Below are 25,372 nucleotides of genomic sequence, written 5' to 3'. Positions count from 1 at the left end.
AGCACCGTCAGACGAGGCGGGTCGCGTCCCCGCCGCCTCCGCCGTCATCGCCGTCACCGAGGAGGACATCGAGGTCGCCGCTTGTGAGGACGGGGATACCGAACAGGCCTGCCATCGCGCAAACCGCGTCGTCGTTGGAGATGATCGCCCAATCATCACCAAAGAGGCCTTCGTTCTCTTCACTCACGGCGTCCAGAGCGCAGGCTACGAGCATCGGGTCGGCGTTGCCCTTGCCGCTGTAGAGGTTGACCAGGCGCACGTCGTCGACGGCCACACGCTCCATGACTTCCTGGAGGCGCTGCAACACTCTTCCGGTCGTTCGGTACTCGAGCGCAACGAGGGACCCGGCGTCCTGGAAGAACCGAGCTTCGTACAACACCTCTGACGGGACACGACAGTTTTCGCGGATGAAGGACCTGGACCGCTCTTCCTCGCTGAGACGCGAGAGGACGTTGTTGTCGAGGAGGTATCGGTGACCCATCATTCGAGTGCTTCTCGGAAGTCGCGGATCTGGTGCGGCCTGATCTTATTCGCGCACGCGGCTCTGCAGAAATCGCCAGGCGAGACCTGCCCGGCGTCCAGTGCCCTGACCATACGGGCCGAGAACTCCCTGCCGTTGTAGGTACGGATACCGTTCACTGGCTTGGGTTGCTGTGCCCGACTGGGCGGCCGGGCGGCGAATTCTCGACCGAGGGCGTTCAGGTGGGCATTGGCAGTCGCCGGGGTTACGAGACGCAATCGCTGTGCTCGGACGACCAGGGCGCTCGGGGTCACCTTGAATCGATCCGCCTCGGTCTTCACATCCTCGAGCGTCTGCAGGTCGAGTGCGCGGACGGCAGCCTCTGGCATAAGGATCTCGCCGACGATGTCGTACTCTCGGCCGGGCCCGACGGCGGGACTCCGGCCGTCGTACGTCACAGGGGCGAAGATGCCCCGTGCGACGAGAACGGCGAGCAACGTCAGGGTGAAGAGCTGCCGGCCCTCGGGCTCCTGGTCGTCCCCGTGGTCCCCGCGTGCGAGGAAGATGTACGGAACCTTCTTGTCTTTCACGGTCAGCCCGCTGAACTTCACCTCGATGAGCTGTGGCATGAACCCGCGAACGCTGAGCGAGACGAGGACTTGCCGCGCTTCCAGTCGCTCGGTCATGATCTCGAGCGCGCGCTTCTTCGTCCGCGCCTGGGCGAGGGTGTCGCGTTCGAGCCCGAGAGCGTCGAGCAGCACTCGCGCATCTTCCGCCGCCGTCCCTCGCGAGTTCTTGAGCAGGCCCACGATCCGATTGTCTTCAAGCCCAGGATCGTGCTTCCGGAGCAGCATCTGCTTCCGGATGAGGTCCTTGATGATGAGCTCGACGTCCCTCACATCGATCGTCGTCCGCGAGTTGAGCGCGAACGTCTCCTTGCTCACACCCTGGAGGAGCTTGGCCGTCTTGGTCGCGATCTGCGCACGGACGTGATCGTGGGGAGCGAAGAACAGCGGGTACGGAATGTCTGCCTTCCGCGACAGCTCGACAAGGTCACTGAACGTAATCTGGGCACGATCGAGCGCTCGCCGGTAGGGGGCGCGGCCACTGACGACAGAGTTCTCGAAAAGGTCCTCGAACACCTGACGGTCGATCAAGGTCCGAGTGCCGTTCAGCGCCACGGCGATTTGACGGACCGTCCCGAACTGCTCGCCTCGAGGCTGCTCCGACGTCATTCATCGACGATCGCTCGTTCCTCGGCTGATCGCGACCCCGAGTTCGAGGCACGACCCGAACAGGAGCCGCGCCTCACTGTCGATGCCATCGCATGCCTCCGTCCTGCTCAGGTTGTGCACCAGCCGCCGCCCGACGGCGGCACCTCTCGGGTGACGTTCGCCCAGTCGTCGCTCAACAACCACGTGACTGCAGCAGCGAGCTGTCCGGCTGGGGCGATTGGAGGCACGTTCGTCTGCAGGTACGGGCCGAGCCGATCTCCGGCGTACAGCGACCGAAACCGTGCCTCGACGCTCGTCGCGACGGCTCCCGGTGCGACGGCATTGCATCGGATGCCAGCAGGTACGGAGAAGAACGTCGTGCTTCGCATGAAGCTGTTCACCGCGTGCTTCGACGTCGTGTACACGGTCCCGGCCGCAGAGCCCCGCAAGCCGGCTTCGGACGACACCATCGCAATGGTCCCCGCGCTTGCCCGGACCATCGTGGGAAGAACGGCGACGCCGTTGCGGTGCACGCCGACCTGGCATCGGTCCCCGCGGCGTCGCCCTCTGGCCGGAGCTCTCGGGTGGCGAGACGATCGACCTGCTCACCGCCCTGCGGGGCGGTGCGAACCGGGCACTCCGGGACCGCCTCGTGCGGGACTTCGACCTCGACACCCGGAAGCGCGCCCGCTCGTACTCGAAGGGCAACCGGCAGAAGGTCGCGTTGATCGCAGCGTTTGTCCGACCGGCGCAGCTCTACGTCCTCGACGAACCCGCCAGCGGGCTCGACCCGGTGATGGAGGAGTTGTTCCGGGACGAGGTGCGCCGCGTCCGCGCGGACGGCGCCACTGTCCTGCTGTCGAGCCACCTGCTCGCCGAGATCGAGGCACTCTGCGACCGCGTCACGATCGTGCGCGCCGGACGCGTCGTCGGGACGGGGACGCTCGCCGAGATGCGGCACCTGACGCGCAGCGCGGTGTCGGACCGGATCGACGCTCCAGCCGACCGGATTGCCGCACTCGAGGGCGTGCACGAGCTCGTCCGAACGGCGACAAGCTCCGCTTCGGTGCCGAGCCAGCGGCGGTCGCCGCGGTCCTCGCCGCCCTCGGCGGCCACCGGGTGGACGCTCTCACGATCGAACCCCCGTCGCTCGGGGAGCTGTTCCTCCGCCACTACGGCCGGGAGGCACGGTGAGCGTCATCGGGACCGCGCTCCGTCGGGAGCGGGTCAGGATCCCGGTCTGGGCGCTCGTCGCGGCGCTCCTCGCCGGTGCGACGGCAGCGGCGGTACCGCAGGCGTACGGCACGCTCACCGAGCGCCGGTCCCTGGTCGAGGTCATCACGGCGTCTCCGAGCCTGCTCGCGCTCCGCGGTGTGCCCGACGGCACCGGCGAGGGCGCCTACGCGTTCTTCGAGGTCTTCACGTGCCTCGGACTCACCGGCGCGACCTCGGCGCAGCGCTGCTGCCGGAGCGGCCTGGCCGAGCGACCGGGCGACTGCACTCGTCGCTCGGCTTGGCGTTCCGTCTCCACCGCGGCACAGTCGCGGCGTGGGCGGTCGGGGGTGCGCTGACGGGGCTGCTCGCTGGCGTCCTCGGCACCACGGCGATCGACGCGGTGCGCGGGGACCCGTCGGTCGTCCGGCTGCTCGGCACCCTCGTGCCAGGGGGGCCGCGGTGCGCTCCTCGAAGAGTTCGTCGCCGTGGTCGTAGGCATCTCGTCCGTCCTCGCCGCCGCCGCCGCCGCCGCCGCGAGCATCGGCGGCGTCCTCCGCGTCGTCGAGGACGACCGGACGGGTCGCACAGAGCTGCTGCTGGCGGCCCGGGCCGGACGGGTCCGGCACCTCGACGAGTGGGCGACGGTCGGGGCGGTCGGAGCGCTCGCCGTCGCGTCCACCACGGGCGTCGTCGGCGGGGTGGCCTTCCTCGTGACCGGCGCCGGACCCGACCGGTTCTGGTCCACCGTGATCGCTGCACTGGTCTAGCTGCCAGCAGCGCTCGTCCTCGCGGCTGTCGTCGCGGTGATCGCTGCGATGCTGCCGCGCGCGGTGTCCTGGGCGGGCTGGGTTGCCCTCGGTCTCGCGCTGGTCCTCGGGCAGTTCGGGGCCTGCTCCGGGTGCCGGGGCGGGCGCGGCAGGTGAGCCCGTTCACCCACACCCCCGGCGTCCCGGCGGAACTCGTCGACTGGTCGGCAGCCTGGTGGCTGCTGGCCGTCGCCGCGGTGCTCGGAACAGTGGCGCTCGTGCTCGCCCATCGACGAGAGGTCCGCTCGTGACGACGCGCGCCACACCGCCCCCAGTGGCAGTCCTAGCGGCGGCGCGACGGCACCAAGGAGATCGTGCGAGGCGGTCTCGATAGCTAAGGATTCACCGCACGAGCCGGAGCGTTGCTGCCGAAGTACCAGATAAGGATCGCGAACCGCGACGCGCTGGAAACGTCCCTCCAGACCGAGCGTGAAACTAACGACGCGCTTAGGGCAGAGCTTCGTCAGCTGAAGGAACACCTTCATCGCTACGCAACTGTCGTTTCGGAACTTGCTGCAGATCTCGCCGAAGCCCAGGCCCGTGTCGAAGCGCTTTCCTCGGTGCGGACACTGCGACCACGAGCGTGACGAACGGCATCCGCCCTGCCCTTGACGAGCATCGGACGCGCATGCCGAGAGAAAGGGTCGTCTACCTGGGGAGTGCGCGGCTCGCATCGACGAGCGCACGCGTCACGTCCTGCAGTTCCGGCGCGAGGAAGCGTCGGGGGACGCTGTGGTCAACGGTTCCGAGCGCCTGCTTCCCGTCATTGGCCATGTAGGTGACCGCGTGGACGACCGCATTCCGCTTCCGGGACGCGGGCCTGCCGGTGTTCACCACCCAATCCACCTGGTCCGCGCGTCCTGCCGCGGTGGCCAGTTTCTCGAGGTCGGCGATGGCGCCACCGAGTGTTTTTTTGGAGGGAGCGTCGGATGCAGCACCCACGTGGCTGTTGATCACGTCGCGGACCGCTGCATGCAGGCGGGCCGCGGCCCACGCGACACGACCGATGTCAGCGAGGAGAGCTTTGTCGCTCGGCATTTCCGCGATGTCAGGGGGAAGGCTGGGTTCACTCATGCTGAGAGTCGATCGGATCCGCAGTTCTGGCGTGAGTCGCCGCCAGCACAGGCGCCGTCGCGCCGACCGACTGCGACGGCGCACCGCACCCTCACCGCTCTCGCGTTGACGCGTCCTCGTCAGCCCAACTCGTGCCGGCATCCATACGATGCATGCGGGTAATCCAGTCCTGCGCGGGTCGACCTACCCGGGCCGGGCCGTCATCGTCAGCGACGTACCAGTTCAGAGCGATGTTCAACCCAGTCCCTGAAGTGTGCTCCGCGTAGCTACGAATGCTGTGGAGCGCCGCAGCGTTGAGCGGTAGGGCGTGATTGATGGCGTTGCGAACCCGTCGGTGACGCAGTTGCAGCACTCGGGTGTCTTCCTGCGCCTGCTCCATGAGACGCCGTTCCGCGGCCGGTTCGGTGCATACCTTCACGGCGGCCTCGAAATCGGCACGTTGCAGATCGCTCATCGGCAGCATTCGAAACTCCTCAAGATGCGCAACGACTGCGGATACGGACACTAGCCGAGCTCCGCGCTCGTACGTGATGACCTTCCGTTCGAGTTCGTCGTGCCTCTGACGCTCCTCCTCGTTCCACTGCCGATCGAACGGGGCGAGCAGGCCATCGGCGGTGGACCGTCGCGCTCGCCTCAGACCCTCATGGATGTTCAGCGCGTCGGCAAACACCTTGCCCGAGGTGCCCATCGCTGCAGCGAGTAGCTCCATCGCGTGGTCTTCCAGCGCCGTGGCAATACGCGGACTCACTTCACGGGCACCGTAGAACAACACATCGCGGTGGTTCGTCATTCGCGCTTCCCGCAGGGTCGTCAGCGCCTCTACGAGCGGCGCCGGCATCGGCCGAGACGACAGCGGAACGTTCAAGGTGTCGATGACCCCCGTGACGACCGTCGCGGTGTCACCCATTCCCCAGGTGTCTCGAATGTCGACGGGCTCGTGCAGATCGGGCATCCCTGTCGACATCCGTACCGCGTCGTCGAGCAGCACCACGCGTGAGCCGGTGTCGAGCCACGATGCGCCACCCGAGGTGATGACAACGCTGAGCACCGCTTCGACGCGGTTCTGTGCCTCCTCGAGAGCGCCGGCGATAGCACGCTGCCCCAGGTCGACTCGGACGAGCACAATCCGATTCTCCGGACGCAACGATGCCTCCAGGAGCGGGTCAAGCCAGAACGCGTCCGTGCGAATAGCGCGAAGCTCGTCGCGCTCAGGGAAGTCGTTCGGGCCACCGTCAAACGCGTTCGGGAGCGCCCAATCCGCTCGGAGGAACGTCAGAGGGCCGGCGACCATCCGCATCTCGGTGATCGCTCGCGTGTACGCCAACCAGACCACCACGTTGCCGGCCGGAGCTGTCCGCAGCGCCTGCAATGCAAGGTCGATCCGGTCTTGCTCGCTGAACGCCCGCGGGTGCTCGGGTGCGCCGCGACGACATAGATCCTCCTCGGGCGACACCAGCGCGTTCGCCGCTTCGGAAAGCGCGGACAAAGCGCCTCGGGCGGCTGGCCCGACCCGGGACGCGATCACATCTGCCAACCACCGCAACGACTCGGTCCGAGCGCCAGGTTGCTGCGCCGCGTCGCAGAGATCCCAGAACGCGTCGATGATGGTGGAGTCCCTGACCCACGCCTCGGTGAACCGATCCGTCAGCACGACGATGTCGTCACGGGTGCTCGCCGCGATGAGGTCACCCACCACTGCCGCGAGCGTATCCGTCAGTCGGGGCCCGATCCGAAGGAGCTGCGCACGCAACTCAACCCGCAGCGACTCGACCGTTCGCGTGGTCTGCCTACTTTTCCAACCTGATGGATCCGAGGCTCGCGCCCACGCTCCGATCTCGTGAACCGCGTCGCCAAGCGTGTACGGCAGCTCCGCTCCATGCGGCAACGGCAGCACTTGCGCGACCGTAAGCATCCACTCACTGACCGCCGGCCGGGTACCCATCCTCACTGGCTGCCTCCTGCCCTCGTTGACGACATCCGCTCTCGCTCGGTATAGGAAGACGTTGGCACGCCATGCTTATGCTGCCCGCTTTGACACCGTCTTGAAGGCGTTCCGCGGGATGTTCTCTGGTCCCCCGAGCACCCCGTGGTCGACCGGGGAACAGGTGACCTTCACCGACTGAGCTGCGCTCGTGTTACGGGGCTACTGGCAGGCGGTGGACTCGGCGTGCGGGTGGCAAGACGCGCTCCGAGCTCCGCACGAGTCGCCGCATGCGTGCATCTGACTTCCGAGCGGGCGCCGGCGTTTCCCGGCTCTCTGGGACGCTTGGCCCGACGTGGACTGGTCTCCCATCCGCGTGCGTGTCGCTGTCAGATGCTGCTGCAATGCTCCACGCATGGATGACGTCGTAACTCCTCAAGTCGCTCAACTCGCAACGCAACTCGCCGCCAGCGCGGCCCGCAACACGGCGACGGCAATCACTGACAAGATCGGGGCGCTCCGCGCGTCGAAGGACGCCGCCGCCCGTGCAGATGCGCTCGAGCAGATCGTCTCCGACCTCATCGCTGACAAGAACGAACTCACCCGAATCGCCCAGTCTTACCAGCATGAGCTCGTCGCGCAGCAGCTCACCCCTGGAGACGTCCGCTACATCGCTGACACTGTGGTGCCGTTACTTGTGCAGCTCGCTGAAGCGACAGAGAACGAAGCCGCCGGCGCCGCGATGAAGCAGCAGATCGAGACCTTCGCTCCGCTGCTCTCGGTCGAGACGGTCAACGTCCTGCAGCTGCTCGGCTTCAACTTCCGCCAAGGCGTCGGAAGTCCGCTCACCCGACGCGTTGGCGAGCTCATCGGAGGCGCGGTCGACGCGAAGGAGGAGCTGCAGCTCGAGCAGCTCCGTCATCAGCGCGCGGCGATGGAACTGTCGGTCGACCCCGATGCGTACGCGCGGTTTCGAGAGATGTTCCCCGGCAGCTAGGCGGCCTCGCACAGCGCTGCGGCTTCGGCGCCAAGTTGTACCGATCGGTAGTCTCGAATGCCGGGCACCGAAAACTTTGCGGTCGTAGATGGCCGCCGGTCACCAGTCATCCTCCGGCCGGGCCCGCGAACTGAGACCGGACGACGTCCGCGCTTCAGCAACGATGTTGCGCAGGGCGGTACCGGCTCGGCGTGCCTCCCTCCGCGATCATGAGCCTCCATTACCTTCGATGCTGGCCAACGTGGCCGAGGACAAAGGGGAAGAAGTGTTCACCCGCTTCAATCACATTGGTGACTACCGCATCTACCAACGCTGGTCGATGGGGTCGAGCGCGAGCCCGTTCGGTCGCGTGAACCTCGTCTTCGGTACGAACGGGTCCGGCAAATCGACGCTCGCATCACTGATGCAGGAATGCGTCGATGAGACGCTCCTGCCGTCGGCAGACGTGCGGTTCGACTGGCAGGAAGGAAGCCTCGCCACCGAACAAGTCACGAGTCCCGGCCACGACGCCTGGAGACGTGTCCACGTCTTCAACCGTGACTACGTGCTTCGGAGCCTTCGGTTCGAAGGTGGTGACGGTCCTCGCCCGGACGCGCTCCTCACGATCGGTGAAGCGAATGTGCGTGCGCGAGAGGAGCTCGCGGAGAAACGTGCTCGTGCGACCGAAATCACAGCTCGGCGCGCAGAGCTCCGCGCGCAGTCCACGGCCGCGTCGAAGCGACGCGACGACCTCATGCGCTCCGCCGCGAAGACGGTTGTTGCGAATCTCGGCCACGTCGGCGATCGCTTTCGCGCAACTAACGCCTACACCATCACGCAAGTCCGCAACACCCTCCGTCAGGACCGTTCCGTTCTCGAGGGCGCGTCGGCAGACCTGGCGGAGGATCTGGTCGTCGCCAAGGCTGCGCCGATGGTGTCCTCAACCCACGTGACACGACCAGATCTCGTCAATGAAGCGGACCTGGAATCGATCGATTCGGTGCTCTCGGAGAGCGTCACCGACCGAGCCATCGACGCACTCGCTGGAAACGGGGAACGGGCTGAGTGGGTGCAAGCAGGCCTGCAGCTGCACAAGGATCTCGACCGCTGCCTCTTCTGCGATGGATCCATCACGACGACACGCCGAGAAGAGCTCGACGCGCACTTCGGCGCGGCACTACTGCATCTACAACGTCGCGTCGACATCCTCATCCGTCGCATGGAGGACTCGTCGACCAACGCCGAGCGGCACCTCACTGCACTGCCGCTCAGCCGTGACCTCTACACCGAAGTCGTCGTCGATTTCGACAAGGCCAAAGAAGCGTACTCGAACGCACTCGCGGTCTACCAAGCCTCAATTCAGGCGCTCCTTGACGCCTTGCAGATGAAGCGATCAAACCCGTTCGACACCCCTCGTCGTCCCGCAGACCTGCGTCTCGTTCCGCCCTCAACGGCCGACATCGATGCGATTCTGTCTCGCCACGACGCACGCAGCCAAACGCACGCGAAGAGCGTCGCGGATGCAGCGCGTCGTGTCGAGCTTCGGTACATCGCCGATATCGCCTCCGAAGTCGACCGATCAGAGGCGGAAGTGACGCGAGCAGATGATGAATGGACGGAGCTCGGCCGTGAGAAGGTCAAGACAGACAATCGGATTCTCGCGCTAGCGGACCTTGAAGCCGATCCCATCCCGCTCGCAGATGAGCTCAATAGGTCATTGACGCGCCTGCTCGGCCGGGATGAGTTGTCGATCACGACAGGACCGGACCGGGTCACCTATCGACTCGAACGCAACGGATCCCCGGCAACCGCGCTCAGCGAGGGTGAACGTACCTGTATCGCGCTGATCCACTTCCTCGCGCGCCTACGAAGCAGTGCCGTTGTGGACACCAAGCCGATCGTGTTCATCGATGACCCGGTCTCGAGCCTCGACCACAACGTGATGTTCGGTGTGTCCTCACACCTATGGGCTGAGCTTGTACCGCGCACCTCCATCGCCCAGGTGTTCGTCTTCACCCACAGCTTCGAGATGTTCCGTCAATGGGTGATCCAGCTGCAGACCGGACGCAGGCACGTGCCGGGTTCCGCTACCGTTCACGAGCTGCACATCCGGAATGTCGAGGCCAACGGTTCCGTGCAGCGGACCCCGACGTTCGTGAAGTGGCCACACACTGACTCGTCCAAGGCCGCAACGCTCCGCTCGCAGTACCACTACCTCTTCAGCCAGGTCGGCCGCGCACTCGAAGCAGCGGTGAACGGTGGAACGCTGGCTGAGCAGCTGGACGCACTCGCGCTCGCACCGAACGCGGCACGACGGATGCTCGAGGCGTTTCTAGCGTTCAGATACCCTCAGCACGTCGGGAGCTTCGACGCCGCCCTCAGGGTGGCAATCGATGCCCTGGAATTGGGTCCCGCGCGCACTCGCGTCGTTCGGTACCTCCATGCCTACTCCCACAACGAAGAGCCAGACATCGGCCGTCCGCTGCAGCCGAGCGAAGCGGTCCCGGTGATTCAGGCGGTGTTCGAACTGATGAGGATTCTCGATGCGGACCATTACACGTCGATGTGCGCCGTTCTTGAGCTCGACGATGCGCTGCTGACCGGCGACGCCGGAGCGCTGTCGGCTTGAGGAGCAGGAAGTAACCGCTGTGTAGTTTCGCGCAGAATCCTTGGCTCGCCAGACTGTGCGCGCTGTTCGCGGCTGCCGATGGCCTCCTCCTTCGTGGACGTGTCCAGCGGGTTGTGGCGCCGTCGAGTCGTGGTGGCGTGTCGCCACTGCGCTGAACCTGAACTTCGCAGATCTCGTCGAGCAACTCGACTCGGCGGACCGCAACGACGAGTGAGCGGGCGGGTGATCTCGGCGTCGAGGTCGGGCACTTCGCCTCGGTCATCTCAGGATGACGAGCTCGACTGGTGGCGCGAGCTACCTGACCTTGTCTCGCGCGCCGTGTGGGGAAAACTCCTGCCCATTGGTTACTGAGTGGTCGATACCGTTGCTAGATGAATGACGAGCATGGCTCGAGTGGCGCTAAACGAGTACATCCCAGATGCTCGCTGAAGCCCCGCAGACCAGGCCGCCCCCGATCAGGAGGAGATCGACGAATCTGGCTTTGCGGTCCTCCGTCAGAACTTCTTCTGACCACGATGCGACAAAGGCATCGAAGTCCCCAAAGGTCGGTTCTATGAAACCGCGCTGATCGACCTCAGCTTGTCGTTTGATGGACGCGGCGCGTGCCGCTCGATAGAGACGAACCAGGCCCGCGATGGGCAAGATCGCGGAGGCTGAGAAGAGGACGATGAGGGCTACAGTCACATCGCGACGCTACCGGGCTGATCCGATCGTCCGACACACCTAAGTCGTCTGAATTCGTCTCTGTCGCCGCAAGTACAGCGAGGACGTCGAACGGCTCGTAGCGGTCGACCTTGAATGGAGCAGTCGATCCCGCTGACGCAAGACTGCACTGGCTCCCCAGGCAGCGCGCAACCGAAGACGATTCACCTCTGATGCATCCGAGTATGCGCACGAGGGTGGGCCTCGAGCGCCCGATACGGCTACGTCGTCTCGACGCGCTGATGCTTGACGCGCGCGTAAGCGCCGCTGCTTCGCCGCCACCGGAGCAGGCGTCCTGATGCCATCCGCCGGCGCACTCCCCCAGCGAGGCGGCTGGCCTTCTATAGCCCGACCCGTGCAACTTGTCACAGATAGCCCGTTCGCTGGAGTTCTCAAAGGTGGAGCGCCATACGGACTGCTTACCTGCCTCGAACTGGCCGACCGATACACCACCTGACAAAGTCACTGTCATCCTTTCCCGGGTAGTCATCAAGGTCCTTCGGCCGACATCGGTCGGTCGCAATAGATCCGTAACCGAAGACGGCACCGCCAGCGGTCATCGGGGCACCAGCTGGGACGTGCGTCCCGGAACTTCGAGGCGCGTGCCGCATCTGGCCGGTTCGGAGAACGCCGCGCTCAGGGGACACCGAGGTTGGGCTTCACCTTCTTGCCACACCTGACAGAGCTCTTTCGAGAGGACCGAGCGCGTCTCATGCGTAGGGAACGACTCGCCGACGTGACCTGGGCTTACGTTCTTTGATCACGGCTGATGTCGCGTTCGCGCATAGACGGTGCGTCACCCACTCCGGAAGACAACGGGCTCACCGAGCTCGCCACGTCCAGCACCGAAAGCGAACCACCCATGCCCACGTCCTTGAGCCGCCTGACCGCGGAATCGGAGACCCGCGAGCTCACCCAGAAGTACGCAGCTCTCCTCAAGCCGGCTGAAGCCGCATCGTTCCTCCTCACGTCCGTGGGCACGCTCGCCCAGTGGCGCTACCTCCGCCGCGGCCCCGCGTACATCAAGGTCGGCCGCTCCGTGGCCTACCGCCTCAGTGACCTGCTCGACTACGTCGAGCAGACGCGCGTCTCGCACAACGGAGTGGCTGCCTGATGGCCACGATCCGAGAGTACGAGACGGCAAAGGGCAAGCGGTTCGAGGTCGGGTACACCAAGCCGGACGGGGGAACGACGCGGAAGCGCGGGTTCCGGACCAAGCGAGACGCGAACGTCTGGTCCGCGGCAAACGTCGTCGCGATGAGTAAGCCGACCTACCGGACCCAGTCTGACCTGTCGCAGAAGCTCGGCCCGTTCATCGACGAGTTCCTCGCGCGGCGCGCGACGCTCGCCGCGACCACGGTCGCGAACCGCGCGGCCGTCGCGGGCAAGTGGATCACGCCCTACTGGAGCGAGACGTCGCTCGAGGCCCTCACGAAGAAGTCGGTGCGGGCCTGGGTGGAGTCCATCCACGCCGCCGGCGCCGGAGCGCAGACGATCCAAAAGGCGCACCAGATCCTCGGGGGCGTTCTCGAGGAGTGTGTCGAGCAGGGCCTGCTGACCGGGAACCCAGCGCGAGGAGTCAAGCTGCCCACCGTAGTGACGCGCGAGCACGGCTACCTCAGCGCCCCGCAGGTCGCGCACCTCCTCGACGAGGCGCAGGAGCGCGACCGGATGCTCATCGCCTTTCTGGCGTTCTCTGGTCTCCGGTTCGGCGAAGCCGCTGCGCTCACGTTCGCCGACCTCGACTTCGCGAACAACGTCGTGCGCGTGCGGAGGTCCGCGACCGAGGTCAGGGGCGAGCTCGTGCTCGGTCCGCCCAAGAACGGCAAGGCGCGACAGGTTCCCGGAGTGCCACAGGTCATGGAGCCGCTCCGACGACGCTCGGCAGGACGTGCCGCACACGACCTCGTCTTCATCGCGCCGGAGGGCGGCATGCTCAGGCTCTCGACCTGGCGGCGTCGCGTCTTCGCTCCGGCCGTTCAGCGGGCGATCGCAAGCTGGCCCGCGAGCGACTTCGCGCATCGGACGGTCGTGCAGCATTTCCCGAAGCTCACCCCGCACGACTTACGGCACACCGCCGCGAGCCTCGGGGTGTCTGCGGGTGCGACCGTGCCACTCGTGCAGAGCATGCTCGGGCACGCGAAGCCGAGCATCACGCTCGACGTCTACACCGGGCTCTTCCCCGCGGACTTCGACCCGCTGGTCGCGAAGCTCGAAGACCTCGCCTCGGGATCTGGCATCGCGAACCGGCTCTGAACCCCCATCCCCGTCCATCTCGCCGAAAGCCGGCCTGTTTGATTCGTCGACAGGCCGGCTTTCGGCGTTCGTGCGAGACTCGCCCCGCGGGCAGCACGGCGTCGGCCGTGAAGCACCGAAGCAGAGCGCGTGAGAGCGACTCGCGCATCGGACACGACGGTTCGAGCACCGACATCGGCCGTCGAGCTCTTGCAGCGCGGGCGCCGACTCAGTCACTGCACGTGCCACGCTCGCGTCACGGGCACACGCCAACGGTCGCTCGTCCGCGGGTCAGCCTGATCGGTTTCGGACGCGACGATGACGACGATCGACGACAAGGCGACCAAGGTGGCATCTGCCACGGCGCGGGGGCGGCAGGACCTTGCAAGGATCGTGCCAAAACCGTGCCACGTGCTCTGATCTGAGCCCTTCGTAATACCTGATGAAACGCGAAAACCCCCGGATTTCCGGGGGTTTTCGTTTCGTGGGCGATACTGGGATCGAACCAGTGACCTCTTCCGTGTCAGGGAAGCGCGCTACCGCTGCGCCAATCGCCCAGATTCCCTGTCTGAACCGGAGTTCGCACAGGATCTGGAGGGTGTTGCTGGAGGTGGGGACGGGATTCGAACCCGCGTGGACGGCTTTGCAGGCCGCTGCCTAGCCTCTCGGCCACCCCACCATCGAGGTTCACGTCTCCGTGAGTACCCGAACGGTGGGATACCCTCTGGTGAGTCGCAGGGCTTCGAGAAGCCCCACACTCGAGCGGATGACGAGATTCGAACTCGCGACCCTCACCTTGGCAAGGTGATGCGCTACCACTGCGCCACATCCGCACTTGTCTTTCCGCTGTCGCGGCGACGACGTAAACTCTATACGAACCCAGGGGCATCCGCCAAAATCCTTCCCGTTCACCGGGCGTGTCCCCCGAGTTCATGCGGATCCGGCCGGCTCGAGCCCCCTCGCACGGCGCAGTCTTTGCCATGTGGTGCACGGTTGTGTGCTCCGTGCCTGCTTTCAGCCCCGCACCATACGGTCAAGCTCGCACCGAGGCGCCAATGCCGCACCGTGCGAACGCGCCCCAACGCCGCACGGTGCGCCGCTGCACACGCGCAGCGCGCCACACCCGGGCAGCGCGTCGTGTTCGGAGCACCGCGAGACATCCGCTACTATCGACTCGCACGAACAGTGCAGGGGGCGATTGGCGCAGTTGGTAGCGCGCTTCGTTCACACCGAAGAGGTCATCAGTTCGAGTCTGGTATCGCCCACCCTTGAGACAGAGCCCGACGCAGCAGCGTCGGGCTCTTGTCATCTCACCGGCCCGCAGCACGCGGGCCGCACCACCAGCACGATCGGACGAAGGGGCGCATGACCGACGTCGACCTCGAGTTCGCCCGGGTCCGAGCGGTCCTCGACCGTCCGACCCTGCGGCTCATGTCCCGCCCGACGAGCGCGACGGTCCTCGCCGTGTTCCGCACGGTCTTCGACCGCGACGTCCAGTACGTCCCCGCCGACCGCATGCACCTGCAGGTCGAGGAGCACGTCGCCCGCCTGCAGGCCTCGGGCGCGCGCGTGCCCGCGAGCGACCAGCACGAGCAGAGCGAGCAGGACCCCCGACCGAACGGCCGCGCCCTCTGCCGTGAGTGGGTGGCGGCCCAGTGGCTCGTGCGCTCCAACTCCCCGGACGGCGACGAGCAGTACTCCCTGACGAGCCACGCGCTCGAGGCCCTGAGCCTCGTCGACGCCCTGTCCGCCGACCGTGCCCTGATCAGCGAGAGCCGCCTGGCGATGATCGTGGACGCCGTGCACCGCTGGGCCGCTCGCGCCGAGCCCGACCCCGACGTGCAGATCCGCCGCATCGACGCCCAGATCGCCGAGCTGCAGGCTGAGCGCGAACGCCTCGAGCACGGCGACGACGTCGTCACCGTCGAGGACGACCGGATGCGGGACGGCTACACGAACATCTCCGACCTCATCCGGCAGCTCCCGAGCGACTTCAAGCGTGTGGAAGAGGCCGTCGCGACGATGCACCGCTCGATCGTCGAGGACTTCCGGCAAGAGGTCCGTCCGATCGGCGAGATCCTCGACGACTACCTCGCACGCACCGACAACCTGATGCAGGCCACACCGGAGGGCCGCGCGTTCGAGGGCGCCTTCGAGCTCCTGCGCGACGACGCGCTGCTGCTCCGCCTGCGGGACGACATCGCCACGATCCTGTCCCATCCCTTCGCCGAGGGCCTCGGCGCCGGTGAGCGTCGCGCGTTCCGCAACACGGTGACGATCCTCCGCCAGGGCATCGAGGACGTCCTCGCCCAGCGCCGCCAGCTCACCGCCACGCTCCGCGACCAGATCGTCGCCCACGACGTGGTCCGCGACCGTGAACTCGACGCCGTCATCCGTTCGATCAACCGCGGCCTGGCGACGCTGATGGACCAGGGCGGCGCGCGCGACCGCATCCCGCTCCCGCTGCTGCCGGCATCGGCCGAGATCGGCACCCTGCGCGAACGCTTCTACGACCCGGACGCCGAGTCGGTGCCGCCACCCATCGAGGAACCCGACGACGACGTCTTCGAGGACCTCGACGTCGAGATGCTCCGCAAGCACGGCGGTCCGCTCCTGACCGAGCTGCGCGCCGCACTCCGGTTCGCCGAGGCCGACTCGAGCGTCGACGCGTTCCACGGGCTGCCGCCCCAGCAGCGTCGACCGGTCGAGTTGTTCGGCCTCGCCCACCTGCTGACGGGGCGCGACGACTTCGAGTCCGCCGCGCACCTCGCCGAACACCGCACGGTGCGCCCGGACGGCAGCCCGGTCACCTTCCACATGCCCACCGCGGCGCTCGCTGCGGAGCGCACGCCGGCCGGCGATCCCCACGACGACACACAGAACGCACAGGAGGCACGGTGAGCGACACGACGCCGGCACCGGTCGACGAGACGGTCCCCTACGACGACCCCGCAACGGTCCTGCAGGACGACGAACGCGACGAGTCCAGCTTCGCCCTCTTCGAGGGCGACGAGGGTCGGCTCGACGAACACCAGCGCCGCGCCCTGGTGGCGCTGCTCCGCCACTCGTACGTCAGCTCCCGCACACACCCCGACGAGTGGCGTGCGGTGCTCGACGGCGAGTACCAACTACGATCGCGCCTGAACGACCTGTTCCTCGAGCTCCACGTCGACCGCGACCGCGAGGTCGCCTGGAAGCGCCAGGCCCGCTCGGAGAGCCAGCGCCGCACGTTCCCGACCCTGCTGCGCGACCTGCCGTACACCCGCGAGGAGACGATCGTCCTCGTCTACCTGCGGATGCGGCTGCGAGCCGATGCCCGACCGGGGCCGGACCAGGTCGTCGTCGACCGCTCCGAGATCCTCGGGCACGTCGCCGGGTTCCGACCGGCCACCGCGACCGACCGCACCCGTGACGAGGGCCGTGTGGCGAAGGCCGTCGAGCGCCTCGTCACGGCGCGCATCCTGATCCGCACGTCCGACCCGGACCGCTTCCGGGTGGCGAGCGTCGTCGAGGTGCTGCTCCCCCTGGAGCGCCTGCTGGAACTGGACACGTGGTTGCGGACCACCACCGCGCAGGAAGTGGCGACCGCCCCGGGCGGCGAGCCGACCGACGGAGCCGACCCGGGCCTCCCGACTGACGACACCGACACCGACGACGAAGGCGAGACGGAAGCGTGACCGACACGTTCGAGATCCCGGCGCTCTTCGACACGGTCGCGCAGTGGCGCGCCGAGTCGATGCAGGTCGTCAACTGGGGCGGGTTCCACGGTCACCGCCAGGTCGAGCTGTCCGGCACCGCGACGCTCATCTCCGGCGCGTCCGGCACCGGCAAGTCCACGCTCATGGACGCGTACCTGGCCGTGATGATGCCGTCCGACGTGCCGTTCAACGGCGCCTCGAACGACGCCACGACCGGGCGTGCCCGCAGCGCCGACCAGCGCAACCTGCTCACGTACCTGCGCGGCAAGGTCGACACCCGCCGCGACCCCGAGTCCGGCGCCCTGCGCGACGTGAACCTGCGCGGCGACGACCAGACCACCTGGGGTGCGGCCGCGGTCACGTTCCGGAACGACGACGAGCGCCGCTTCACGGTGTTGCGGGCGTACATCGTGCCGAAGCGCGCGCGGGGCGTCGGCGACATCCAGATGACCATGGCCACGGTCGACGACACCTTCGACCTGCGTCGCCTCGAGGAGTTCGTGCCGACGCGGTTCCACCACCTCGAACTGACCGGTCGTGTTCCCGGCCTCGTCATCCGCGACACCTACCAGGAGCTCGCGTACACGCTGCAGACGCGCCTCGGCATCGGCGACTCCGGTGGCGGCAACCGGGCGATGCGCCTGCTCGCGCGCATCCAGGCCGGGCAGCACCTGCCGACGGTCGACGCGCTGTACAAGTCGCTCGTGCTCGAGACCCCCGGCACCTACGAGGCGGCCGACCGTGCCCTCGCGCACTTCTCCGCGCTCGACGAGGCGTACGAGGCGATGGACACCGAGGAGCGCAAGGTCCGCATCCTCTCCCCCATCACCGACCTGCACGACGAGATCGAGCGCTCGAAGGCCGCGGCCGCGGCGCTGGACGGCATCGCCACCGGTGCCGAGGTCTCCCCGTTCGCGCACTGGACGGCCTCGCGGAAGCGCGATCTGCTCGACGCCGAGGTGGACCGCAACGGTCGGGAGCGCACCGCGTCCCGCGCCGAGGTCGCCGCTGCGGAAGCCCGGCACGCCGCCGTGGAGATCGAGCTGCGCGACGCCGAGGCGCGGCTGCGCGACCAGGGCGGCAACGCGCTCGCCCAACTCGAGGACCGCATCGACCGCCGCACGCGCGAACGCGACGCGGTCGTCCGCACCCGGGCGACGTTCGACGAGCGGACCGCCGTCCTCGGGGTCTCGGTGTCCTCCGAGCAGGACTTCACCGGGATCCAGCGCGCCGCGCACGAGTTCCTCGGTGGGTACGCTGCTTCGCGCTCGGACCTGGACGACCGCCGCGACGCCCTGACGCGCGAGGAGTACCCGCTCCTCGACCGGGAGCGCTCGCTGCGGCAGGAGCGGCAGTCGCTCGAGCACCGCCAAGGCGCGATGCCGCTGCCGATGCACGAGGCCCGGCTCGCGATGGCCCGGGCGGCCGGCATCGACCCCGCAGACCTGCCCTTCGTCGCGGAACTGCTCGACGTGCAGCCCGGCGAGGAGCGCTGGCGCACGGCGATCGAGTCCGTGCTGGCTCCCGTCGCCCGCACCCTGCTGGTCGACCAGGACCGGCTGGGCGCGTTCAGCGAGGCGATCGACGCGCTCCGCCTGCCCGTCCGCGTGCAGTTCGAGGGCGTGCCGACCGGTCCGCACCTGGACCTCGACGGCGACCCCGCGATGGTGTCCGGCAAGCTCGCGATCAAGCACTCGCCGTTCAGCACCTGGGTGCGCGAGCGGATCGAGTCCGAGCGCACCGACGCCCGCTGCGTGACCGACGCCTCCGAGCTCGGCGGCGGTGGCCGGCGCGTCACCGAGTCCGGCCAGCTCCGCGACGGCCGTCGTGGTGCGCACGGCGACCGGCGCCAGGCCAACGTCATCGGCTTCACGAACGAGGCCCGCGTCGCCGCCGTCGAGCAGGAGCTCGCGTCGATCGCGCAGGACCTCGCCACGCTCGAGGCCCGTCGCACCGACGTCGCACAGGACCTCACCGCGCTCGACGTCCTGCGCGCCGCCCACCAGCACGTCGTCGACGTGACCTGGGACGCCATCGACGTCGAGGGGGTCGAGACCTCGTTGGCTCGACTCGACGAGGAACGCCAGGCGCTGCTCGCCGCCGACGATGGCCTGCGGACGCTGCGCGCCTCGGTCGCCCGCCTACGGAAGTCGCTCGACGAGACCGCCGACCGACGCTCCGCAGCACGGCTCTGGGTGCAGCGGCTCGAGGAGCGGCACGCCGTGCTCGTCGACGGTCAGGACGCCGCAGCCGAGATCCTGTCGCGTTTCGACGACACCCCCGAGTCGTTGCCCGACGACGAGCAGTCGCGACTGCTCGCCGAGACGTTCGCCGAGGTCGGCGCCCCGGACGGCGTGGACGGCTTCGACGACGCCACACGACGGCTCCGACGCCGGCTGGAGGAACGGCTGTCGCAGGCGCTCGACGGTGCCGCAGCGGCCTCGACGTCGCTGACGCTCACGTTCCAGCGGTACCAAGACGCCTGGCCGGACCCGAACCTCGGCACCGGCGTCGCGTCCTACCCGGACTACCACGCCATCCTCGACCAGATCGTCGCGACCGGACTGCACGCACGCCGCACCGAGTGGCGTCGGCGGCTGTCGCAGTGGAGCGGCGAGGACCTCGTCCCGCTCGCCGGCGCGTTCGACCGTGCCGTCGTCGAGATCGAGGAGCGTCTCGAGCCGGTCAACGAGATCCTGCGGGACCTGCCGTTCGGCGCGAACCGCGACCGCCTGAAGATCCAGATCCGCCGGGTGACGCGCGAGGACGTCACCGCGTTCCGCCGCGAGCTCCGCGCCCTGTCCGCCTCGGTCGACTCCGAGCTGACCGACGACGTGCTCGAGACCCGGTTCCGCCGGCTCCGGCGCTTCATGGCCGTCATCCGCCCCGATCCCGACGCCGCCCGTGGTCGCACCACGCAGCGAGACGCCGTGCTCGACGTCCGACGGCACATGGAGATCACGGCCGTGCGCTACGACACGTCGGGCGTCGACCTCGGGGTGTACTCGTCGCTCGGCGACAAGTCCGGTGGTGAGACGCAGGAACTCGTGGCGTTCATCGTCGGTGCGGCGCTCCGGTACCAGCTCGGCGACGAGACCCGTCCCCGGCCCCGGTTCGCCCCGGTGTTCCTCGACGAGGCGTTCATCAAGGCGGACTCGGAGTTCGCCGGCCGTGCGGTCACCGCGTGGCTCCGGCTCGGGTTCCAGCTGGTGGTGAGTGCGCCGCTCGACAAGGTCACGGCGCTCGAACCCTCGATGGAGCGGCTGCTCTCGATGCGCAAGCACCCCGAGACGGGCCACTCGTCCATCACCGAGATCGCGCGGGTCCCCGCCGACGCCTGACGCGGGGCGCGGCGCGGGCGCGGGCGGCGGGCGTCCCGGCGGCGGCGTCCCCCCAGGTTCCGAAATCTCGGCATCCCGGGCGCCCGCGCCGGCGTCCGTGGAACCTCGGCGGACCGCACGCGGCGTGTCGTGGAACCTCGGCGAACGGCAACGCGGCGTGTCGTGGAACCTCGGCGCCTCCCCGCGGTCGCTGCCGTCCCCACCCAGGCCGACTCGCCAGGTTCCGAAATCTTGGCATCTCGGGCGCCCGCACCGGCGTCCGTGGAACCTCGGCGGACCGCACGCGGCATGTCGTGGAACTTCGGCGCACAGAACGGGGCGCGCAGAACCGGGCGCACCGGACGAGGCTGGCTGAGCGGCGAGCACGCTACGGTGATGGCGTGTTCGGACGACGCTCCCCCAAGCCCCGCCCCGACGACGCCCCCGGCCTCGGCATCGGTGCGCTCGTGCAGGTCATCGACTCCGTGCAGGGCGGTGAGCGGTGGGCCGACGAGCCGATCGGCGTGATCGTGGCTCCCGGCGGCAACCAGATCGTCGGGTACCCCGGTGTCGGTGAACCGCTGTCGTGGACGGTCGCGTTCGAGGAGCCCGTGTACACGAAGGACGGCCGCGGCCCCTTCGAGCGCGCGACCGTCCTGAGTCGTCAGTTGGTGCCGATCACGACCGGCAGCGGCGAGTAGCCCAGCGGGCTCAGTACTCCTCGGAGCCGCTCTTCATCATGGCGGCAACCGCCATGCAGCAGCCAACACCACCGAGGACGCCGATGCCGATGATGATGCCGGCGATAAGTTCGAGCATGGGGTGACTCCTTGGTTGCTTCGGCCGTGTGGCTTCCCTCAGGTTAGCGGATACCGCGCATGAGCTTCAGGACCGGCTTGGCCAGGACGAGCAGGACCACGCCGACCGCCACGGCGACGAGACCGAGGATCGTGAAGTACGGGGCCTCGTCCGCCGGGTCGTAGTAGCGCGACAGCACCCCGGTGACGGCGGTGCCGAGCGACACCGACAGGAAGAAGAGCGCGACCATCTGCGTCTGGAACTTCGGCGGCGCGAGCTTCGTGGCGACGGACTGCCCGACGGGCGACAACAGCAGCTCGGCCAGCGTGAAGACCAGCAGGATCGCGACCAGGGCGAGCAGGGGTGTGCCGTTCTGGCCCGAGTTCACGAAGGGCAGGAACAGCAGGAACGCGACACCCATGATCCCGGTGCCGAGGGCGAACTTCGTCGGCGTGGACGGCTGGCGGTCGCCGAGCTTGGTCCAGAGCGCCGCGAAGACCCCGGACAGCACGATGATGAAGACCGGGTTGATCGACTGCACCCACGAAACCGGCATCTCCCACCCGAACAGCGAGCGGTCCAGTCGCTCGTCGGAGTAGACCGTGACGACGGTGAACTGCTGCTGGTAGAGCGACCAGAACACCGCGCTGCCGATGAAGAGCGGGATGAACGCGAACACGCGCGAGCGCTCCTGCGCGGTGATGCCGCTCGTCAGGATGACGACGAAGTAGCCGATCGTGGCGAGGATCACGATCGCGACGACCACGGTGGGCAGGTTGCCGACGTTCAGCAGCCCGGTGAGCACGGCGACCACGACCACACCGAGGGCGACGACGACGCCGACACCGATCAGCGGCAGGCGACGGCGGTCGACCGGGTTCGTGACGTGGCGAACGGTGTCGGGCAGGTTCTTCCGCCGGATCGCGTACTGCACCAGCCCCGCAGCCATGCCGACGGCGGCGAGCCCGAAGCCGTAGTGGAACCCGAGCGAGCTCTGCAGCAGACCGGTCAGGAGCGGCCCGAAGAACGCTCCGAGGTTGACGCCCAGGTAGTACAGCGAGAAGCCGGCGTCACGACGGGGGTCGTCGCGGCTGTAGAGCCCACCGACGATCGTCGTGGCGGTCGCCTTGAGCCCGCCGGACCCGAGCGCGATGAGCACGAGCCCGACGCCGACGCCCGCGACCCCGGGGATGAGCGCCAGGGCGATGTGCCCGAGCATGACGACGACCGCGCTGCCGAACAGCGTGCGGTCGGCGCCGAGCAGCCGGTCCGCGATCCACGCGCCGATGATCGTGAACAGGTAGACGGCGCCGCCGTAGGCGCCCATGATCCCGCTCGCGACACCCTTGTCGATCCCGAGGCCGCCCTGCGTGACGGTGTAGTACATGTAGATGAGGACGATGCCCTGCATCCCGTAGAACGAGAACCGCTCCCAGAGCTCCACCGCGAACGGTGTCGACAGCTCGAACGGCTGCCCGAAGAAGGTGCGTTTGGGCTTGGGATCGTGTCCCGTGGTGGAGCCTGACATGTCGGCCAGTCTGCCCCGCGGGCCGGTGGCACGCCCAATCGTCGATGGGTGCTCAACAAATCCGTCGGCGCGCGCGGTTGGAGGGTTCCCACGGCCAGGACCCCCGCGCACGGACCGCCGGTTGTCCGAGCCACACCGCGTTCGCCTGGCTCCAGGCGGCGGTGTCTAGCGTGGGGAAGGAAACACCGGACACCGCAGTTCAGGAGGACTCCGACCATGGTCGACACCGCATCCGCGCAGCACACCGGCACCCCGAAGACGAAGCGCGACGCCGGCGAGGACACGAGCGACAGCGCGAGCACGAACACCGGCGCGAACGAGAGCACGAACACCGGCGCCAACACGAACACGAACAAGACCGGCGCGAACACGCGCACGAACACCGACGTCCGCATCGACGTCGACATGGTCGAGACCCTCCTGCTCGGCCGCTGGGCCGAGGACCGCCGCATCTCGCGCCGCCTCGTGCTCGACCCCGCACTGCACAAGACCGAGGGCCTCGGCACCATCGAGCACCGCGCCCGCGCGTTCGAGCAGCTGCAGATCCTGGTGGACGCCGGTGCGATCCAGCGCCCGTACCCGCGCGAGCTCGGCGGCCAGGACAACCACGGCGGCAACCTGGCGGCGTTCGAGGAGATCACCACCGCCGACCCGTCGCTGCAGATCAAGGCCGGCGTGCAGTGGGGCCTGTTCGGCTCCGCGGTGCACCACCTCGGCACCGCGCGGAACCACGAGGAGTTCCTGCCCGGCATCATCGGCTTCGACGTGCCCGGCTGCTTCGCGATGACCGAGACCGGCCACGGTTCGGACGTGCAGAACATCGCCACGTCGGCCACCTACGACCCGGCGACGCAGGAGTTCGTCGTCCACACCCCGTTCCGTGGGGCGTGGAAGGACTACATCGGCAACGCGGCCCTGCACGGCAAGGCGGCCGTCGTCTTCGCGAAGCTCGTCACCCAGGGCGTCGACCACGGCGTCCACGCGTTCTACGTGCCGCTCCGCGACGACGACGGCGCGTTCCTGCCCGGCGTCGGCGGCGAGGACGACGGCGTCAAGGGCGGTCTGAACGGCATCGACAACGGCCGGCTGCACTTCGACCACGTCCGGATCCCCCGCACGAACCTGCTGAACCGGTACGGCGACGTCGCCGAGGACGGCACCTACAGCTCGCCGATCGACTCCCCCGGCCGCCGCTTCTTCACAATGCTCGGCACCCTGGTGCAGGGCCGCGTGTCGCTCGACGGCGCCGCGGTCGTCGCGCAGAAGATCGGGCTGCAGATCGCGCTCACCTACGCCATGCAGCGTCGGCAGTTCCCGACGGCCGGCGGTGTCGAGGGCGTCCTGCTCGACTACGGGCGGCACCAGCGTCGGCTCATCCCCCGCCTGGCGACGGTGTTCGCGCAGTCCTTCGCGCACGAGCAGCTGCTCCGCACCTTCGACGACGTGTTCAGCGGGCGTGCCGACACCCCGGAGCGCCGCGAGGACCTGGAGACCCAGGCCGCCGCGTTCAAGTCGCTGTCGACGTGGTCCGCCCTCGACACCCTGCAGGAGTGCCGCGAGGCCTGCGGCGGCGCGGGCTTCCTCGCCGAGAACCGCCTGACGAGCCTGCGTGCCGACCTGGACGTCTACGTCACGTTCGAGGGCGACAACACCGTCCTGCTGCAGCTCGTCGGCAAGCGGCTGCTCACCGACTTCCGGAAGCGGGCGCCGCGCGATGCCGCATCGACCGCGAAGTTCGTCGCCGCCCAGGTCGGCGTGAAGCTCGCGGACGCCTCGGGGATCCGCCGCCTCGGGCAGACGGTCGCCGACCGCGGGTCACTCGCGGCGAGCGTCACCGACCTGCACGACCCCGCCACCCAGCGGGCGCTGCTCGCCGGCCGCGTGGACACCATCGTCACCGAGATCGGGCTCCGGCTGAACACCGCTGGCAAGGACCGCGCCCGTCAGGCCGTACTCCTGAACCGGTCGCAGCACGAGCTCATCGAGGCCGCGCGCGCCCACGCCGAGCTCATGCAGTGGGATGCCTTCACCGAGGCGCTCGACGCGGTCCCCGAGGGCGACACCCGCCGGGTGCTCGTGTGGCTGCGCGACCTGTTCGCGCTCGGACTGCTCGAGCAGCACCTCGACTGGCACCTGGTGCACGGCCGCCTGAGCGCACAGCGTGCCCGTGCGGTCTCGGCGTCGATCGACCGGCTCGTCGCTCGGCTCCGTCCGGTGGTCCCGCAGCTCCTCGAGACCTTCGGCTACGAACCCGGACACGTGCGGGCGCCGATCGCGCTCGGCGAGGAGCAGGCGCGCCAGGACGAGGCCCGTGCGTGGTTCGCCGCCGAGGCGGCAGCCGGACGGCTCCCCGAGCAGGAGAAGAAGCCCCGCGCGTAGCCGCCCGTCGTTCCGTCCGGTCCGCGCCCCGGCAACGTCGTCGCGCCCCGAAGAGTCGGGGCGCGACGCCCGCAACGGGGCGCGCTCGCCAACGATGGGGCGACAATGACCGCGCGCGGACGCGCAGCCCCTGCGACAGCCCGGACTACGCCCGGTCGGCCCCGCCGCGGTCGCCGAGGGCCGCGCGCAACCGCGCCTCGGCGTCGTCTCCGGAGGCACCGGACGCCCCGGCAGCCGCAGCGGCCTCGGCGTTCGCCTCGGCGACCGCGCGCACGACCTCTTCGCGCTGGATCTTCACCCCGCGTGGTGCGTCGATGCCGATCCGCACGCCGTCCCCCCGGGCGTCGAGGACCGTGATGACGATGTCGTCACCGACGAGGATCCGCTCGCCGACCTTCCGCGTGAGTACCAGCACCC

Annotated in this window: 20 protein-coding genes, 4 tRNA genes and 1 pseudogene; 14 read left to right on the top strand and 11 right to left on the bottom strand. The window is 68.3% G+C overall.

Annotated elements, in window-relative coordinates:
* Positions 1-7 precede the first annotated feature (7 nt).
* From KZI27_RS10560 to KZI27_RS10550, 3 genes are all read right to left on the bottom strand, one after another.
* The gene (locus KZI27_RS10560; RefSeq protein WP_222657614.1) at positions 8-484 is read right to left on the bottom strand and encodes a hypothetical protein; all 477 of its coding nucleotides are present in this window, start codon (positions 482-484) and stop codon (positions 8-10) included.
* Positions 481-1,695 (bottom strand): hypothetical protein, encoded by a 1,215-nt coding sequence (locus tag KZI27_RS10555; RefSeq protein WP_222657613.1) that lies wholly within the window; start codon positions 1,693-1,695, stop codon positions 481-483. The genes KZI27_RS10560 and KZI27_RS10555 overlap by 4 nt, the downstream gene beginning before the upstream one ends.
* 107 nt (positions 1,696-1,802) lie before the next feature.
* Complete coding sequence (locus KZI27_RS10550) at positions 1,803-2,207, bottom strand: SDR family NAD(P)-dependent oxidoreductase (RefSeq protein WP_261783859.1); 405 nt, start codon at positions 2,205-2,207, stop codon at positions 1,803-1,805.
* 119 nt (positions 2,208-2,326) lie between these two features.
* Between KZI27_RS10550 and KZI27_RS20370 the strand changes: the two are divergent.
* From KZI27_RS20370 to KZI27_RS20240, 4 genes and pseudogenes are all read left to right on the top strand, one after another.
* Positions 2,327-2,491 (top strand): annotated as a pseudogene (locus KZI27_RS20370) (AAA family ATPase); the annotation flags it as partial.
* Positions 2,492-2,864: 373 nt separating this feature from the next.
* Positions 2,865-3,245, top strand: coding sequence for a hypothetical protein (locus KZI27_RS20250; RefSeq protein ID WP_261783858.1), 381 nt, complete (start codon positions 2,865-2,867; stop codon positions 3,243-3,245).
* Positions 3,246-3,374: 129 nt separating this feature from the next.
* The gene (locus tag KZI27_RS20245) at positions 3,375-3,656 is read left to right on the top strand and encodes a hypothetical protein (RefSeq protein ID WP_261783857.1); all 282 of its coding nucleotides are present in this window, start codon (positions 3,375-3,377) and stop codon (positions 3,654-3,656) included.
* A gap of 152 nt (positions 3,657-3,808) precedes the next feature.
* The gene (locus KZI27_RS20240; protein WP_261783856.1) at positions 3,809-3,946 is read left to right on the top strand and encodes a hypothetical protein; all 138 of its coding nucleotides are present in this window, start codon (positions 3,809-3,811) and stop codon (positions 3,944-3,946) included.
* A 397-nt stretch (positions 3,947-4,343) separates the two neighbouring features.
* On the opposite strand, the gene KZI27_RS10540 is transcribed toward KZI27_RS20240, so the two are convergent.
* Positions 4,344-4,769, bottom strand: a complete 426-nt coding sequence (locus tag KZI27_RS10540; RefSeq protein ID WP_222657612.1) for a hypothetical protein — start codon at positions 4,767-4,769, stop codon at positions 4,344-4,346.
* 91 nt (positions 4,770-4,860) lie between these two features.
* A complete protein-coding gene (locus tag KZI27_RS10535) occupies positions 4,861-6,663 on the bottom strand; it encodes a hypothetical protein (RefSeq protein ID WP_222657611.1) in 1,803 nt (600 codons plus the stop codon).
* A 442-nt stretch (positions 6,664-7,105) separates the two neighbouring features.
* Here KZI27_RS10535 and KZI27_RS10530 point away from each other — a divergent pair, with 442 nt between their 5' ends.
* The gene (locus KZI27_RS10530) at positions 7,106-7,687 is read left to right on the top strand and encodes a hypothetical protein (protein ID WP_222657610.1); all 582 of its coding nucleotides are present in this window, start codon (positions 7,106-7,108) and stop codon (positions 7,685-7,687) included.
* A gap of 229 nt (positions 7,688-7,916) precedes the next feature.
* Positions 7,917-10,295: an AAA family ATPase gene (locus KZI27_RS10525; protein ID WP_222657609.1), complete on the top strand. Its 2,379-nt coding sequence runs from the start codon at positions 7,917-7,919 to the stop codon at positions 10,293-10,295.
* Between the two features lie 399 nt (positions 10,296-10,694).
* Here the strand turns inward: KZI27_RS10525 and KZI27_RS10520 are convergent, their stop codons facing one another.
* Positions 10,695-10,979, bottom strand: a complete 285-nt coding sequence (locus KZI27_RS10520) for a hypothetical protein (RefSeq protein ID WP_222657608.1) — start codon at positions 10,977-10,979, stop codon at positions 10,695-10,697.
* 880 nt (positions 10,980-11,859) lie between these two features.
* Between KZI27_RS10520 and KZI27_RS10515 the strand changes: the two genes are divergently transcribed.
* Positions 11,860-12,111, top strand: coding sequence for a helix-turn-helix domain-containing protein (locus KZI27_RS10515; protein WP_222657607.1), 252 nt, complete (start codon positions 11,860-11,862; stop codon positions 12,109-12,111).
* Entirely contained in the window at positions 12,111-13,253 is a 1,143-nt protein-coding gene (locus KZI27_RS10510; RefSeq protein WP_222657606.1) for a tyrosine-type recombinase/integrase, read from the top strand. Before KZI27_RS10515 ends, KZI27_RS10510 begins: the two co-directional genes overlap by 1 nt.
* A 464-nt stretch (positions 13,254-13,717) precedes the next feature.
* On the opposite strand, the gene KZI27_RS10505 is transcribed toward KZI27_RS10510, so the two are convergent.
* The 3 genes from KZI27_RS10505 to KZI27_RS10495 all read right to left on the bottom strand — a co-directional run bounded on the left by KZI27_RS10505 (position 13,718) and on the right by KZI27_RS10495 (position 14,065).
* A tRNA-Val gene (locus tag KZI27_RS10505) sits at positions 13,718-13,789 on the bottom strand.
* Between the two features lie 48 nt (positions 13,790-13,837).
* A tRNA-Cys gene (locus KZI27_RS10500) sits at positions 13,838-13,911 on the bottom strand.
* 82 nt (positions 13,912-13,993) lie between these two features.
* Positions 13,994-14,065: transfer RNA gene (locus tag KZI27_RS10495), tRNA-Gly, on the bottom strand.
* Between the two features lie 359 nt (positions 14,066-14,424).
* Here KZI27_RS10495 and KZI27_RS10490 point away from each other — a divergent pair.
* The 5 genes from KZI27_RS10490 to KZI27_RS10470 all read left to right on the top strand — a co-directional run bounded on the left by KZI27_RS10490 (position 14,425) and on the right by KZI27_RS10470 (position 20,951).
* Positions 14,425-14,497: transfer RNA gene (locus KZI27_RS10490), tRNA-Val, on the top strand.
* 100 nt (positions 14,498-14,597) lie between these two features.
* Positions 14,598-16,133, top strand: a complete 1,536-nt coding sequence (locus KZI27_RS10485) for a DUF3375 family protein (protein ID WP_222657605.1) — start codon at positions 14,598-14,600, stop codon at positions 16,131-16,133.
* Complete coding sequence (locus KZI27_RS10480; RefSeq protein ID WP_222657604.1) at positions 16,130-16,909, top strand: DUF4194 domain-containing protein; 780 nt, start codon at positions 16,130-16,132, stop codon at positions 16,907-16,909. Before KZI27_RS10485 ends, KZI27_RS10480 begins: the two co-directional genes overlap by 4 nt.
* A complete protein-coding gene (locus KZI27_RS10475) occupies positions 16,906-20,271 on the top strand; it encodes an ATP-binding protein (protein WP_222657603.1) in 3,366 nt (1,121 codons plus the stop codon). Before KZI27_RS10480 ends, KZI27_RS10475 begins: the two co-directional genes overlap by 4 nt.
* 380 nt (positions 20,272-20,651) lie before the next feature.
* A complete protein-coding gene (locus KZI27_RS10470) occupies positions 20,652-20,951 on the top strand; it encodes a hypothetical protein (protein WP_222657602.1) in 300 nt (99 codons plus the stop codon).
* 161 nt (positions 20,952-21,112) lie between these two features.
* Here the strand turns inward: KZI27_RS10470 and KZI27_RS10465 are convergent, their stop codons facing one another.
* Complete coding sequence (locus tag KZI27_RS10465; protein WP_222657601.1) at positions 21,113-22,576, bottom strand: peptide MFS transporter; 1,464 nt, start codon at positions 22,574-22,576, stop codon at positions 21,113-21,115.
* Positions 22,577-22,981: 405 nt separating this feature from the next.
* Between KZI27_RS10465 and KZI27_RS10460 the strand changes: the two genes are divergently transcribed.
* Positions 22,982-24,955, top strand: coding sequence for an acyl-CoA dehydrogenase (locus tag KZI27_RS10460; RefSeq protein WP_261784230.1), 1,974 nt, complete (start codon positions 22,982-22,984; stop codon positions 24,953-24,955).
* Between the two features lie 145 nt (positions 24,956-25,100).
* Here the strand turns inward: KZI27_RS10460 and csrA are convergent, their stop codons facing one another.
* Positions 25,101-25,370 carry a carbon storage regulator CsrA gene (gene csrA, locus KZI27_RS10455; protein WP_222661101.1) on the bottom strand — a complete coding sequence of 90 codons (270 nt, stop codon included), beginning with the start codon at positions 25,368-25,370 and terminating at the stop codon, positions 25,101-25,103.
* Positions 25,371-25,372: the final 2 nt, after the last annotated feature.

The organism is Curtobacterium sp. TC1 (genome assembly GCF_019844075.1).
GTDB lineage: Bacteria > Actinomycetota > Actinomycetes > Actinomycetales > Microbacteriaceae > Curtobacterium.
Note: the sequence above shows the minus strand (reverse complement) of the source record. Positions and strands in the feature narration are given on the sequence as shown.